This is a genomic window from Intrasporangium mesophilum (assembly GCF_054783095.1).
Window position 1 is genome coordinate 295451 of the sequence record NZ_BAAGRF010000003.1, and the last position, 12379, is coordinate 307829.

General features: G+C 69.5%; 16 protein-coding genes and 1 tRNA gene. 11 read left to right on the plus strand and 6 right to left on the minus strand.

What is annotated here, in order from left to right:
• Nucleotides 1–694: 694 nt before the first annotated feature.
• Nucleotides 695–1213 (minus strand): hypothetical protein, encoded by a 519-nt coding sequence (locus ACYVLP_RS02725; RefSeq protein WP_460625789.1) that lies wholly within the window; start codon nucleotides 1211–1213, stop codon nucleotides 695–697.
• Nucleotides 1214–1338: 125 nt separating this feature from the next.
• On the opposite strand from ACYVLP_RS02725, the gene ACYVLP_RS02730 reads away from it, so the two are divergent.
• A complete protein-coding gene (locus ACYVLP_RS02730) occupies nucleotides 1339–1566 on the plus strand; it encodes a hypothetical protein (protein ID WP_460625790.1) in 228 nt (75 codons plus the stop codon).
• On the opposite strand, the gene ACYVLP_RS02735 is transcribed toward ACYVLP_RS02730, so the two are convergent.
• Nucleotides 1550–2422, minus strand: a complete 873-nt coding sequence (locus ACYVLP_RS02735; RefSeq protein WP_460625791.1) for a hypothetical protein — start codon at nucleotides 2420–2422, stop codon at nucleotides 1550–1552. The two genes, ACYVLP_RS02730 and ACYVLP_RS02735, sit on opposite strands and share 17 nt — an antisense overlap.
• A gap of 237 nt (nucleotides 2423–2659) precedes the next feature.
• Here ACYVLP_RS02735 and ACYVLP_RS02740 point away from each other — a divergent pair, with 237 nt between their 5' ends.
• The 4 genes from ACYVLP_RS02740 to ACYVLP_RS02755 all read left to right on the plus strand — a co-directional run bounded on the left by ACYVLP_RS02740 (nucleotide 2660) and on the right by ACYVLP_RS02755 (nucleotide 3993).
• A complete protein-coding gene (locus ACYVLP_RS02740) occupies nucleotides 2660–2881 on the plus strand; it encodes a hypothetical protein (RefSeq protein ID WP_460625792.1) in 222 nt (73 codons plus the stop codon).
• Between the two features lie 105 nt (nucleotides 2882–2986).
• A complete protein-coding gene (locus ACYVLP_RS02745) occupies nucleotides 2987–3109 on the plus strand; it encodes a hypothetical protein (protein ID WP_460625793.1) in 123 nt (40 codons plus the stop codon).
• Nucleotides 3097–3771, plus strand: coding sequence for a hypothetical protein (locus ACYVLP_RS02750; protein ID WP_460625794.1), 675 nt, complete (start codon nucleotides 3097–3099; stop codon nucleotides 3769–3771). Before ACYVLP_RS02745 ends, ACYVLP_RS02750 begins: the two co-directional genes overlap by 13 nt.
• 18 nt (nucleotides 3772–3789) lie before the next feature.
• Nucleotides 3790–3993: a hypothetical protein gene (locus tag ACYVLP_RS02755; protein WP_460625795.1), complete on the plus strand. Its 204-nt coding sequence runs from the start codon at nucleotides 3790–3792 to the stop codon at nucleotides 3991–3993.
• Between the two features lie 163 nt (nucleotides 3994–4156).
• Here the strand turns inward: ACYVLP_RS02755 and ACYVLP_RS02760 are convergent, their stop codons facing one another.
• The 3 genes from ACYVLP_RS02760 to ACYVLP_RS02770 form a co-directional block, all read right to left on the minus strand.
• Nucleotides 4157–4402, minus strand: coding sequence for a hypothetical protein (locus ACYVLP_RS02760; protein ID WP_460625796.1), 246 nt, complete (start codon nucleotides 4400–4402; stop codon nucleotides 4157–4159).
• A gap of 496 nt (nucleotides 4403–4898) precedes the next feature.
• Nucleotides 4899–5162 (minus strand): hypothetical protein, encoded by a 264-nt coding sequence (locus ACYVLP_RS02765; protein ID WP_460625797.1) that lies wholly within the window; start codon nucleotides 5160–5162, stop codon nucleotides 4899–4901.
• A 74-nt stretch (nucleotides 5163–5236) separates the two neighbouring features.
• Nucleotides 5237–6625: a wax ester/triacylglycerol synthase domain-containing protein gene (locus tag ACYVLP_RS02770; RefSeq protein WP_460625798.1), complete on the minus strand. Its 1389-nt coding sequence runs from the start codon at nucleotides 6623–6625 to the stop codon at nucleotides 5237–5239.
• Between the two features lie 158 nt (nucleotides 6626–6783).
• Here ACYVLP_RS02770 and ACYVLP_RS02775 point away from each other — a divergent pair, with 158 nt between their 5' ends.
• Nucleotides 6784–8229: a serine hydrolase domain-containing protein gene (locus ACYVLP_RS02775; RefSeq protein WP_460625799.1), complete on the plus strand. Its 1446-nt coding sequence runs from the start codon at nucleotides 6784–6786 to the stop codon at nucleotides 8227–8229.
• Here the strand turns inward: ACYVLP_RS02775 and ACYVLP_RS02780 are convergent.
• Complete coding sequence (locus tag ACYVLP_RS02780) at nucleotides 8207–8488, minus strand: hypothetical protein (protein ID WP_460625800.1); 282 nt, start codon at nucleotides 8486–8488, stop codon at nucleotides 8207–8209. The genes ACYVLP_RS02775 and ACYVLP_RS02780 overlap by 23 nt on opposite strands.
• A gap of 24 nt (nucleotides 8489–8512) precedes the next feature.
• Between ACYVLP_RS02780 and ACYVLP_RS02785 the strand changes: the two genes are divergently transcribed.
• The 5 genes from ACYVLP_RS02785 (at nucleotide 8513) to ACYVLP_RS02805 (ending at nucleotide 12365) form a co-directional block, all read left to right on the plus strand.
• Nucleotides 8513–8585 (plus strand) — tRNA-Gly (locus ACYVLP_RS02785).
• 110 nt (nucleotides 8586–8695) lie between these two features.
• The gene (locus ACYVLP_RS02790; protein WP_460625801.1) at nucleotides 8696–9715 is read left to right on the plus strand and encodes a zinc-dependent alcohol dehydrogenase family protein; all 1020 of its coding nucleotides are present in this window, start codon (nucleotides 8696–8698) and stop codon (nucleotides 9713–9715) included.
• A 60-nt stretch (nucleotides 9716–9775) separates the two neighbouring features.
• Nucleotides 9776–10762: a non-homologous end-joining DNA ligase gene (gene ligD / locus ACYVLP_RS02795; RefSeq protein WP_460625802.1), complete on the plus strand. Its 987-nt coding sequence runs from the start codon at nucleotides 9776–9778 to the stop codon at nucleotides 10760–10762.
• Nucleotides 10763–10841: 79 nt separating this feature from the next.
• Nucleotides 10842–11330: a glutathione peroxidase gene (locus ACYVLP_RS02800; protein WP_460625803.1), complete on the plus strand. Its 489-nt coding sequence runs from the start codon at nucleotides 10842–10844 to the stop codon at nucleotides 11328–11330.
• A gap of 9 nt (nucleotides 11331–11339) precedes the next feature.
• The gene (locus tag ACYVLP_RS02805) at nucleotides 11340–12365 is read left to right on the plus strand and encodes a chorismate-binding protein (protein WP_460625804.1); all 1026 of its coding nucleotides are present in this window, start codon (nucleotides 11340–11342) and stop codon (nucleotides 12363–12365) included.
• The last annotated feature ends 14 nt before the right edge of the window (nucleotides 12366–12379 follow it).

The window sequence follows — 12379 nt, forward strand, 5'->3', positions numbered from 1 at the left end:
ATGCGACCGCAGCTACTCCGCCGACTGCGCACAGCGCACTCCAGACGCCGAGTGCCAGGATCACCAGTGCGGCCCTCTTTCTCCCCATAGGGGAAGAGTGCCCGACTTCTGACCCGTCGTGTTGATTTCCACCAGACCTCGACAGTCAACCGCTCACGCACTGTCGCTCCGTCCGGCACACTCTCCGCATGGATGGTCGAAAGCCCGACCGCTGCCAGGCATGCAGTCGTGTGACTGAGGATCTGGTCCTGCAGGAGATCCAGACGCGGATCACCCCGCAGGCCGCCCCCGAGTCACCCACCTACGCCCGTGCTGCCGTCCGAGCTCGGTGGGTCTGCGCGGACACCCGACTGTGCTTGCGGAAACGACTGGGCCTCGAGTGGCATGGCCACGATTGAACGGGTCGCGTGTCGCACGGTCGCTCGATCAGAGGTCCGCTCCCGCTAAACGCCGCCTGACGCACCCGACGCCAGCACCCCCGGCCAGTTGGGCTCAGGGGTACTGGCCTGTCTGGCGAACAGCCGGGTCGCTAGGAGCCTTCGCGGTGACCGCAGGCGGGACAGATCAGCGCCTTCGTAGATGTAGAGGACTCCCGCTCATCCCCGAGGACTGAGCGGCTCACCATCTCCGCGCCGCAGTCCGGGCAGATCGGCCGCTTGGCCTCGTCCTTCTTCGGGATCGTGATCGCCATGGCTCAGCCCCGAGCCACTGCGGTGCTCGCGCATAGGGCGGCGCGCAGATCGGAAGCGAAAGCGTCTGCGGCTTCGTAGGTCCTGTCGCTGGTTGGCAGGTGGATGGTTGAGCCGTCTCGGAGGGTCACCGACCAATTGGTCATCCACTCGTACAGCGTCTCGCTCTCATAGCCCAGCCGCGGCACGCTCTGGATCCCGACGACGTTGACCGCGGCGACGTCGGCGACCGAGATCACGCGGGCTTCCTCGAGCGTGCCCTCGCGCTCTTCCCCCTTCTCGGTTTCGTAGTGCCACTGTCGCGCCTCATGTGATGCCCTTAGGGACACCAGAAGATCGCCGGCCAGTGCGACCGCGTGCCACGTGACACGACCATCGTCCGTCTTCATGTCGGTCAGGACATGTTCGACGGCCCCATCGCCAACCAGGCTGGCGAACGATTGGAAGACGAGGCGCGGTGGCATGATGCCGGCAACCCTGATCCCGTTGGCGATGTCCGTGAGTCTGTCCTGGTCAAACTTCATGGTGTTCTCCCTGTCTCAGTTGGGCCGCGGACGAATGCCGCGGCTCGTGTGATTCGGAGCCTAAGCCGTGTCACCATCACTTGCCCGACGTCGTCCGGTGCGAACACATGTTCGATACTGGATGGATGGCAGGTGGCAGTGGGCGAGGGCACCAACACCCGATCCCCCTGCCTCCGCCTGACCGCGCACACTGCTGGGTCAAGGGCGTCGACGGGCAGCCTCACCCGGGCCTCGTGATCGCGTGGGAGCGGCGCGAGACGGGCTGGTTCGCCCACGTCGCCTACGTCGTGCAGAGCGACGGCGCGCTGGTCGTGCAGTGGCTCTCTGCCGAGCTGCTCACGCCGACTGCGTAGTCGAGCGGGGCGCTGGCGGAGGAGAAAGGCTCGAGAAGCCGAGCAGTGCCACTCGGATCGCAGCGGGGCAGTACATGCGTGAGACGACGCCCGCGAGGTTGCCAGGCGCCGTCCGCCTCCTTGCATAGAGCCTCTCGGCGGCCTTAAAGGCGAGGAGGGCGACCCGTAGGACCAAGCCCAGCTGGTGGGTATCGCCGCTCACCTTCACCTCGACCATCTTGTCGACATCGCTGGGCCCGTGCGGCTCGAGGATGCTCAGTGCGCTCATGGCCCAGCGTCGACCGTGCACCATGCCGGAGGCTGCTTGCCAGGTCAGGAGAGCCGGGATTCCTGTCGCTTCAGAGAACTCGCGGATGACGCCCTGGTAGCCCCATCGGTCGAACGCGGCGCCACTCGCGATGCCCGCGCCGGCGGAGGCATCGATGATCTGCTGACGCCGCTTCTCTTTGCGCTCGTCGACGTCACCGAACCCACCAATCGCCTCGTGCATGTCAACGGTGTCCCGCCACAGGAGGCGAAGGTGTCTCTTGACCCGCTCGCTCCGGTCGTTGGGTGCGAGAAGCCACCACGCGAGCGCGGCGCACTCGAGAGCTCCGCGGACCATGGCGTACTCGGCATATGTGTGCATGACCTCGGCGTCGCGGATCATCACCTTGATGGCGTGCAAGTTGTCCTCAGTCGCGTGAAGGAGGCTCGCGACCTGAGATGAGATCGGGTCGTACTGCACACACGAACGGTTGTCGATGGCCACGACACTGCCCGGGTGAACGGGTCGCGCGTTGGGCTCAGGATCCTGCTCGATCGTCAGCTGCCGGTCCAGCCAGGCGAGGTCATCGGTCAGCCACCGGTCGCCCAATCGGGCACTCGAACCCTTCCCCTGCACAGTGAGTCACGATAGGGCTGCCGCAGGTGGAGAGCCACGCGAATTTTGCCCGGCCCCGCCTAGTGGCCGTCCTAGTTGAACGCCGGGTACGCCGATGCGGCTCAACCCCCGAGCAGCTGCCGCCCTCTTCCCTGTCCGACCAGAGATCCCGCCTGGCGGCCACCGGGCACGGTGCGGGGTTTTATCGGCAGCAGCACCTAGGCTTCCGGCATGCCGAAACTGACGAAGGACCAGCAGCGAAGGCTCGTGGCCGAGGGCTTGGCGATTGGTTGTGTCGCGCTTGGCGTCCAAGCCGTCTCTGCGAACAAGCTTTCCGTCGAGTTCGCGCTGTCCCACGCGATGCGCCATTGGTCGATCGCTGAACGCTTTCCTGCGCTGCGCGGCCACGGGGCCGACGAGTTCCTGCGCCAGGGCATCTACCGGTCCGAGTGACGCCAGAGTTACCTCGCAGCATGGGAATGCGAGCAATGGCTCACGCCCTATCTCGTTGATGACTGGACGCCCCGCGAGGTGGTCCACGTCTACGAGAGCGAAGGCGTGAGCCTTGACCAGTGGACCGAGCTCGCGTCGCTCTTCGTCGGCCACCTCAAGGAGGACGAGAAGAAGCTCGGCGCGCCACCCGACTTAGGACCGGAGGGGACACCGGAATGGGCACAGTGACGCAGCTGCCGACGGCGGCGACCACCGCATGGGCGCCGTTTCGACGGCTCCCCGACTTCCTGCACGAGCGCGATCGCCGCGCGACGAAATGGGTGCTCGGGAAGGCCAGGGCGGAGGGCCTCAAGCCCGTCCTCTTCGTGGTTTCCCACGCCAGCCACTTCACCACCGGTGACGGTGCCATACCTGGCTTCGCCCGGCAGGCCGACATCTCCACCCACCGGTCACCACGCGGACGCGGCCCCGGACTGATCCCCTGGGCCAACGGAGAGCTCATCGAGGACGCCGACGGCCGCGCCACCGGCGGGCTGTGCCTCACCGAGCACCCGACCTTCCCGCTGATCGGCTGGGCGATGCACACGGGCGCACTGGACCTCATGACGGGCGCGATCACTGAGGACACGCGCAAACCCGAGCACGTCAAGGAGATCGAGTCACTGGAGGACATGAGCTACAACGGCTGGCACTCGTCGCCCGGCAAGTACGCCAAGGGTGGGATGGCCGAGCTCGCCGGCGACGGACTCACCTGGTCCGTGTTCGTCGGTTCGCTCGCCGCGATCAACCCCCGACGCGCGCACGGGAAGGACCTCGACAAACTGCTTCCGACTGCGTGGAAAGACGAGAAAGCAGAGCTCCTCCACGATGCCATGCGCGGGCCGGACTGACGCCGTAGCCTGGCGGGCATGGCGCGCATGACGCAGCAGGAAGCGACCGCGGTGAACGTGGTCATCAGCTACCTGGCGGCGAAGGACGAGAAGCCACCAGACGAGGTCGTGCGGTCCCTGCACACGCTCGCGAGCCGGGCGTACAACCGACTGCAGGGCGGCTGGCACGAGGATGCCGTCGCAGCCCAGTGGCCCGGTGCGGTGCCGTCCCGACCCGCTTAGTTGCCGCCCTAGTTGAATGCCGGGTATTCGAGCACGACGTGCTTCCGAGCTCTTGGGCCATGCCGGTGGATGCGCTGAGCTGACAGGGCCCGTGCGAGGTGCACCCAAGGTTGCCCATCATCATCCCGAAACAGTGGTAGACCGGCACCGGCGGTCGCTCCCTTCAGTAGCGGATGATTCGGCGGTAGATATTTCCTCGGGGCATCGGGGCACGGCCCTCGAGCCACTCCAGGAGCGCGAGATCCCCGCGCTCCTGGATCCGCTGACGCGACCACGGCAGCCGGGTCCGGGCCAGGTTCAGCGCGTTCAGCGCCGGTCGACCGGGGCGCTCCCAGCCTGTCGCCTGGACCCACTCCTGGACTGCGGCCTCCCAGTTGCGGTGCGCCCGGTGCCAGTCGACGCCGGACATGGTCTCGCCTCTGTCTGCCCAGTCTTCGATGCACGGCCCGCCGGCGAGCTCGGCTGGGAACCCGCCTGTAGCTGTTGCCGCCGCGGCAGGGGAGACAGGGGCCCGGGCCGCCCTCCTGCTACTGCTCATCGGAGATCCTCCATCCCAGCGCCACGAGCGCCTTCGGTGTGAGCCCGAGGGCCTCAGCGGCGTAGCGAGCCTCCTGGGCCTGCCACGCCGCCGCCTCCCCGGCGAACACAGCCGATTCGTACGTAAGTCACACCCAGTGGCGCGGGAAGGCTGCTGATACTGGTTCAAACCCAGTATCGCCCACCAGCACGAAAGGCCCCTGGCCTGCGGAAACGCAGAGCCAGGGGCCCTTTTCGTGCAACGAGCCGTGCAGCGGCGCTGACACGGTCCGGCCACCCGCGCCCGCTCCTGCCGGGTCGAGTGAGCGCTCCGTCACACGCGTCACACGCGCCTGTGATCCGCGCTTGTGACCGGTGGGACGGCGCGCTCACTCGACCGGGTTGGGCGACGCGAGCGAGGGTATGCCGGTGGGTGGCCGCGCGCCTGGGTGGTCACGCGTCGTGCCGCAGCGGCGGCCCTGGACAGCGTCCCGGAGCCCGCGAGCCGGTGCGGCAGCTCGCATCGCCGCCGGCGCCAGATCGGGGTCGGCATCGCGTAACGGCCCGCCGCCCTCGGCGATGTTGTCGGCAGAGGGGCTGCGGCCGATCCCCCGAGCGGTTCGCAGCCCCTCGCTCGGGTGGGCGACAGCCACCCCCGGCGGCTCTGGTCGGGCTGACGCACCAGGTGTTGGTCAGGTTTTGCAGATGCCCCCGGAGCTCCACACAGTCAGTCGGGCAGCACGTCGATGCCAAGCCGGGCCAGGTCCTGACCCAGTCCTTCGGCAGCGACCACGAGGTCGGGGCATGCGTCCGCGTCAGCCACGAGCATGATGTCGAGCCGGCCGGCATACGACACCGCACCGACCCCGACCGTGACCGAGCCGATGAGCGGGAGCAGCGGGAACACGTCGGTGATCCGGGCCCCCGCGAACCATCGCGGGGCGCCGGGACCCACGATGTCTGCAGTGGTCACGCTCACCGGGTTGCGGTCGAGCAGAGCGAGCAGCAGCCGGCGGCCGACTGGGTTGCCCACGAGCGCGCCGAGCGGGGGATGGGGCGCGTGCCTGGCGGCGGCCGACGCGAGGCTGATCTCCCGCAGGCGGTATGCCGGGTCTTCGACGCCGAGGGGGAGCGGCACCACGAGCTGGGTGAGGAGGTTGCCCCGAGCCCCCTCCCGGTCGTCCTCTCGTCTTAGGGTCGCAGGAACATAGCAAGGCAGTCGCGGCGTCGGCTCGCCGCGTGCGAGCAGCAGGCGACGCAGTGCTCCTGCGGTCGAGGTCAGCAGGACGTCGTTGACCGTCGCGCCGTGCGCTCGGGCCGTCTCGCGGACCGGCTCCAGCGGCACCCTGACCACGGCCAGGGTGCGGTCGGGGCCGACGACGCGATCGAGGCTCGTCCGCGCCGGGTGCGGACCGGCGAGCAGCCGCAGGAAGGGCCGGGCGACATCCGCGGGACGCCGGGAGCCGGCGCCTCGCGGGATCGACGGGCTGGTCCCGGCCCCGCCCGCGGGAGGACCCACCGCACTCATCGGGGGCCGCCGGAAGTCCGGGTGCTGCGCCGTGCCCGTGGGCTCAGTGAGCACGCCGCCGTCGGGCGCGCGGACCTCGGCGTCGAGCAGAGCCGACAGCGTGGCCATGCCGGCCATCCCGTCGGCCACCACGTGGTGGAGACGCGCCAGGAGCCCGACCTGCCCATCGGCCAGGCCGGTGAGGAAACACAGGTCCCAGAGCGGCTTCCCGTGGTCAAGAGGACGCCGGCGCAGCTGCTCGACCACAGCGAGCAGCGCGGCGGTGTCTCCGGGTGGCGGCACACCGACGGCATCCACGTGCCGCTCGACCGCGAAACGCGCGTCCTGGACCCAGCGAGGGCCCCCGCGACCAGGCCCGGGCACGGCGAGGCGCTGGCGCAGCCTCGGCACGAGGTCCAGGCGTTGGTCGACATGGCGTCGCAGCGCGTCCAGCCGAAGCCGCCCGCCGTCAGCGAGCAGGGGAGCGCCATCGAGGATCAGGAGCGCACTGACGTGCTGGGGCCACCTGGCCTCGGGCCACAGCATGACCTTGTCCTCGGAGCCCAACCGCTCGTCGCCCGAGGCCCTTCCAACGCGAACGCGTTCCATGCGGACGCCTCCGTTAACACGCCTCCATGCGTACGCCTCCGTACACACGCCGCCACTCGATGCCACCGTTCCACCGGCCCGTCCTCAGGGACAGGGACTTTGGGCCCGGACGCGCGATCGGTCAGGGGTGAGACGGTGGAGAGAACGGGAGGTGCGTCATGGCCGGGATCGCGATCGAGGACGCCAAGGCAGTCGATGACCGCGTGGACGAGATCCTCGCGCGCTGGGCCGCGGTCGGCCTAGCGGTCGGCGTGGTCCGCGAGGGGCGCCTCGTCCACTTCAGGGGACACGGGGTGGCTGACCTGAAGACACGGGTCCCGATCACTCCCGGCACGGTCTTCCGGGTCGCCTCCATCACCAAGACCTTCACAGCAGTGGCCATCGCACAGCTGTGGGAGCGCGGCCTCGTGGACCTCGACGCCCCCGCGCAGCGGTACCTCCACAGCTACCGCCTCGTGCCGGCGCGGCCGGGGATCACCCCGCCGACGGTGCGTCATCTGCTGACCCACACGTCCGGCATACCCGAGCTCGCAAGCGCGACCGGCCTCTTCCGGCCGCTGTTCGGTGAGGTCGTCAGGGCCGACCGGCCCGTCCCGTCCCTGGCCTCGATGTACGAACGTGGCCTTCGGGTCGTGGCCGAGCCGGGCACCCGGTGGCGGTACACCGACCACGGTTTTGCGACCCTGGGCCAGATCGTCGCCGACGTGTCGGGCCGTCCCCTCGCCGACTATCTCGCGGCGAACGTCTTCGCGCCGCTCGGCATGACGGACACCTCGCTGACACGCACGCGCGCCGTCAACGAGCGGCTTGCCACGGGGTACACGCTGGGCCGTCGCGGGCCGAGACCGGTGCGCGACTACGAGTTCACAACTCCGGGAGCCTCGGCCGCCTTCTCCACGCCGCGCGAGATGGCGGCGTACCTCGCGGCCCTGATGGGCGGCGGCGCCAACGAACACGGTCGGATCGTCGCTCCCGAAACGATGCACGCGATGTTCGAGCCGCAGTACCAGCCGGACCCGCGGGTGCCCGGGATGGGCCTGGCCTTCTTCCGATCCGCCACGGGTGGCCACGCCCTGGTGGAGCACGGTGGCATCGCTCCCGGCTTCAACTCGCAGTTCTTCGTCGCACCGGACGACCACGTCGCTGTGATGGCCTTCACCAATGGTGCCCGCAACGCGATGCTGTGGCTCCCCGGAGAGCTCGGTGGCCTCCTCGACCCGCTGCTGCGGACCACCGCCGCGCGAACCGAGGATGCGGATCGCACCAACGGTGTCGCGCAGCAGCCTCACCTGTGGAACGACCTCTGCGGCTGGTACCCACTCCCGGGACCACCCAGCGACGCCCGAGCCCGGATGATGTTCGGCGCGGGGGTCACCGTGTTCGTCCGCCGTGGTCAGCTCCACCTTCGGTGCGTCAGTCCCGTTCCCGTGCTCTACCGCGGCTTCCAGCTCATCCCTGACGATCCGAAGGATCCGTACGCCTTCCGGTTGGACCTGTCGGCCTTCGGGATCGGCGATGCGGGGCGGGTGTTCTTTGCCCCCGGTGACGGCCGGACGAAGATGTACTTCGACCTCAACCCGATCACGGTGACTCGCCTTCGATGACCTCGAGTCTCTCGAACACCACGAGCAGCGCCGCCGCGAACACGTTCCCGTCGGTCATGCGCCGGACCACGTCCCAGTCGACCTGCTCCCGCAGCGACCGCGCACGGGGGCAGAGCAGCCGGACGACGGCAGCTACGCCACGTGGTCTCGGCCCGGGAATCAGCGTGGGCGGCAGTGGCGCGGAGGCATTTCCGATCTCCGACCACCGTGGCCTGTGGGCGGATGTGCAGATCGGCTCCGCGTCGGATACTCTCTCCATCGCACACCGCCGCAGCGGTGACCCGCGGACGTAGCTCAGTTGGTAGAGCGCAACCTTGCCAAGGTTGAGGTCGCCGGTTCGAGCCCGGTCGTCCGCTCAGCAGCCGGCCCCGGTCACGACGTGACCGGGGCCGTTGCCGTCCCGGCGACATAGGTGATGAGCAGGCTGACGGGAGCCGTCGCGAGCACCCGCGCCTACTCTCGTCCCATGAGCCCTCAACCCGCCCCGACGGTGATGGCCGCCTGGGAGAGCGTCGGCGACGACGGGCCGGGGCGGATCAGACGCGTCGAGCGGCCGGCCCCGCGCCCCGCACCCGACGAGGTGCTCGTCGAGGTCGAGGTGTGTGGGGTATGCCGGACGGACCTCCACGTCACGGACGGTGACCTTCCCGAGCACCTCCGTCACGTCGTGCCCGGCCACGAGGTCGTCGGCCGGGTGGTCGAGATGGGTGTGGGCACGACGCGGTTCGCGATCGGCGACCGAGTCGGCATCGCCTGGCTGAGACACACGTGTGGAGAGTGCCGGTGGTGCCGCAGCGGTCGCGAGAACCTCTGTCCCGCAGCGAAGTTCACAGGGTGGGATGCCGACGGCGGCTACGCGCGCCTGGCCACGGTGCCTGCGGCCTATGCCTACCGGATTCCCTACGACGTCACGAGCGTGCAGGCCGCGCCGCTGCTGTGTGCGGGGATCATCGGGTACCGCGCCCTCCGAAGGGCCGAGCTGCCTCCGGGCGGACGGCTCGGCATCTACGGCTTCGGAGCGAGCGCTCACCTCACCGCGCAGCTGGCGATCGCGCAAGGAGCCGAGGTCCACGTCCTGACGCGTGGTGAGGACGCGCAGCGCCTGGCTCTGGAGCTCGGCGCCGCCTCGGCGGGCGCGGCCGACGGCCTGCCACCCGTGCCGCTCGACGCCTCAATCCTCTTCGCGCCGGCGGGTGAGCTGGTGCCCGTCGCCCTGGCCGCTCTCGACCAGGGGGGCACCCTCGTCACGGCGGGCATCCACGTCAGCGACATCCCCGGGCTGGTCTACCAGGACCACCTGTTCCGCGAGCGGCGGCTGACCTCGGTCACCGCGAACACCCGGCAGGACGGCGAGGAGCTGTTCCGCCTCGCCGGGTCGCTCGGGCTGCACGCCAGCGTGCGCGAGTATGCCTTCGAGGACGCCGACCGCGCGCTCGGCGACCTCGCGGCCGGTGCGTTCAGCGGGGTGGCCGTCCTCACGATGTGAGGCGACGCCCGACGCAGTGCGTTGCCGGAAGAGTGTCGGCATCGTCAGTAGCCTGGGGCCATGGCAGCCGCGCGCAGCAGCCCGTCCCTCGAGCTCGACGTCGAGGGCTTCGACGTCCGGCTCACCAATCCTGATCGTGTGTACTTCTCCGACCACGGCGAGACCAAGCTCGACCTCGCGAAGTACTACCTGTCGGTGGGCCCCGGCATCGTCAACGCGCTGCGCGAGCGACCATGCATGCTGCACCGGTTCCCCAAGGGCGTCGAGGGCCAGAAGGTCCACCAGAAGCGGCTGCCCGCGGGGGCCCCACCGTGGGTCGAGACGGTGCGGCTGCACTTCCCGCGATTCGGGCTGCACGCTGACGAGCTCTGCGTGACGCGTCTCGCCGACGTGATCTGGGCGGTGCAGATGTCAACGGTCGAGTTCCACCCTTGGAACAGCCGGCGCGCCGACACGGAGAAGCCCGACGAGTGGCGGATCGACCTCGACCCGATGCCTCGCTGTCCGTTCGACCGCGTGCGACGGGCCGCCCACGTGGCGCAGGAGGTGCTCGACGAGATCGGCGCCGTCGGCTGGCCCAAGACCTCGGGCGGCAAGGGGATGCACGTCTATGTCCGGATCAAGCCGGACTACGGGTTCAAGGACGTGCGGCGCGGCGCGCTGGCGTTCGCCCGTGAGGTGGAGCGCCGCCTGCCCGACGAGGTCACCACGACCTGGTGGCGCAAGGACCGCTCGCCGGACGACCTGTTCGTCGACTACAACCAGAACGCTCGCGACCACACGATCGCGGCGGCGTACAGCGTCCGTGGCAACAAGACTGGGACCGTGTCGGCGCCCCTTCGCTGGGACGAGATCGACGACGCCGAGCCGGACGACTTCACGATCCGGACGATGCCCGCGCGCTTCGCCGCGGTCGGGGACCTGCATGCAGGGATCGACGAGGCCGTCTTCGACTTCAGCACGCTGCTGGAGTGGGCTGACCGCGACGAGCGCGAGGGAAGGCAGGCGCCACCGGAGCCGGACGAGGACGACACACCTGACGGGTGAGCGCCGGCCGCACCACCCCCGGGACCTCGTTCGCGGCAGACCTGGGTGATGATGGTCGTATCCGACCAAGGAGGACACTGTGGCTGTTATCGGCGACTTCAAGGCGACGGCGCTCGACGGTGAGGAGCGGTCACTGTCCGACTACTCCGGTGACGTCGTGCTCGTCGTCAACACGGCGAGCGCATGCGGCTTCACGCCGCAGTACGCCGGTCTCGAGCAGCTCTATCGCACCTACCAGGAGCAGGGCCTGCGGGTGCTCGGCTTCCCGTGCAACCAGTTCGGCTCCCAGGAGCCGGGCACGGAGGAGGAGATCGGCGAGTTCTGCCAGAAGAACTACGGCGTGACCTTCCCGATGTTCGCGAAGGTGGACGTCAACGGCGACGACGAGCACCCGCTCTTCACCTGGCTCAAGTCGGAGAAGGGCGGCCTGCTCGGCAAGAAGATCAGGTGGAACTTCACGAAGTTCCTCGTCGGCCGTGACGGCCAGGTCATCGCCCGGTACGCCCCGTCGACCGAGCCCGCCGGGCTGGCCGACGACATCGAGAAGGCCCTGGCCGCCCAGAACTAGTATCTGCGGGTGGACCACGCCCGCTTCGCCGACAGGCGCGCCTGCCACGTCCTCGACGTGCGCCATGGTCCCGATGCGCTCGAGGCCATCTCCCGCGAGGGATTCTGGGCGGTCGTGGCCACCTTCGAGGGTGAGGTCACGGCGGTCCGGTTCGCCGACGTCGAGGCTGGGGCGGGCCAACCAGCCGACGCGACCTGGGGGCCGCTGCGTGGCACCTGGCACACCTCACTCGACCGGACGGCATACGTCGACGCCGTGCGCGAGGTCCGCGACCGCATCTCCGCGGGGACCGTCTACCAAGTCAACGTATGCCGCGTGCTCAGCCACGAGCTCACTAGCGACGCGGACCTCGACGCGCTCGACACTCTTGTCCGACAAGGAAACCCAGCACCGTATGCCGCCCGCGTCCGTTGCGAGGCGGCCGGCCTCGACGTCGTGAGCGCATCGCCGGAGCTCTTCCTCGCGCGACGCGACGGGCGGCTGGTGACCCGCCCGATCAAGGGCACGGCCCCCACGGCGGAGCAGATGCTCCCCAAGGACTATGCCGAGAACGTCATGATCGTCGACCTCATGCGCAACGACATTTCTGGGGTCTGCGAGCCGGGCACGGTGTCGGTCGACGAGCTGTGCGCCGTCGAGCAGCACCCAGGACTCGTCCACCTCGTGTCGACGGTGAGCGGGCGGATGCGCGACGACGTCGCGTGGCCCGAGGTGTTCGCCGCCGCGTACCCGCCCGGATCGGTGTCCGGGGCGCCGAAGTCGAGCGCGCTCAAAGCGATCCGTGATCTCGAGGCGTCGCCGCGGGGACCCTACTGCGGGGCCGTGGGCTGGGTCGACGCAGACCGGGACGAGGCCGCCCTCGCCGTCGGGATTCGCACCTTCTGGGCGGGGCGGGACGAGGACGGGCGGCGCTGGCTGCGCTTCGGCACCGGCGCCGGCGTCACGTGGCATTCGGACCCGGCGGGGGAGTGGGCCGAGACAGAGCTCAAGGCCGCCCGCCTCGTCGGGCTCGCCGCAGGCACTGTGACACCATGAGGTCGGCTCGCCCG

Excerpts from the sequence above, each read along its gene's own strand:
- ACYVLP_RS02780 (WP_460625800.1), bottom strand. The coding sequence starts at position 8,488 with ATGGAGAGAGTATCCGACGCGGAGCCGATCTGCACATCCGCCCACAGG.
- ACYVLP_RS02740 (WP_460625792.1), top strand. The coding sequence starts at position 2,660 with ATGCCGAAACTGACGAAGGACCAGCAGCGAAGGCTCGTGGCCGAGGGC.
- ACYVLP_RS02760 (WP_460625796.1), bottom strand. The coding sequence starts at position 4,402 with ATGTCCGGCGTCGACTGGCACCGGGCGCACCGCAACTGGGAGGCCGCA.
- ACYVLP_RS02730 (WP_460625790.1), top strand. The coding sequence starts at position 1,339 with ATGGCAGGTGGCAGTGGGCGAGGGCACCAACACCCGATCCCCCTGCCT.
- ACYVLP_RS02750 (WP_460625794.1), top strand. The coding sequence starts at position 3,097 with ATGGGCACAGTGACGCAGCTGCCGACGGCGGCGACCACCGCATGGGCG.
- ACYVLP_RS02770 (WP_460625798.1), bottom strand. The coding sequence starts at position 6,625 with ATGGAACGCGTTCGCGTTGGAAGGGCCTCGGGCGACGAGCGGTTGGGC.
- ACYVLP_RS02725 (WP_460625789.1), bottom strand. The coding sequence starts at position 1,213 with ATGAAGTTTGACCAGGACAGACTCACGGACATCGCCAACGGGATCAGG.
- ligD (WP_460625802.1), top strand. The coding sequence starts at position 9,776 with ATGGCAGCCGCGCGCAGCAGCCCGTCCCTCGAGCTCGACGTCGAGGGC.
- ACYVLP_RS02775 (WP_460625799.1), top strand. The coding sequence starts at position 6,784 with ATGGCCGGGATCGCGATCGAGGACGCCAAGGCAGTCGATGACCGCGTG.
- ACYVLP_RS02790 (WP_460625801.1), top strand. The coding sequence starts at position 8,696 with ATGAGCCCTCAACCCGCCCCGACGGTGATGGCCGCCTGGGAGAGCGTC.
- ACYVLP_RS02755 (WP_460625795.1), top strand. The coding sequence starts at position 3,790 with ATGGCGCGCATGACGCAGCAGGAAGCGACCGCGGTGAACGTGGTCATC.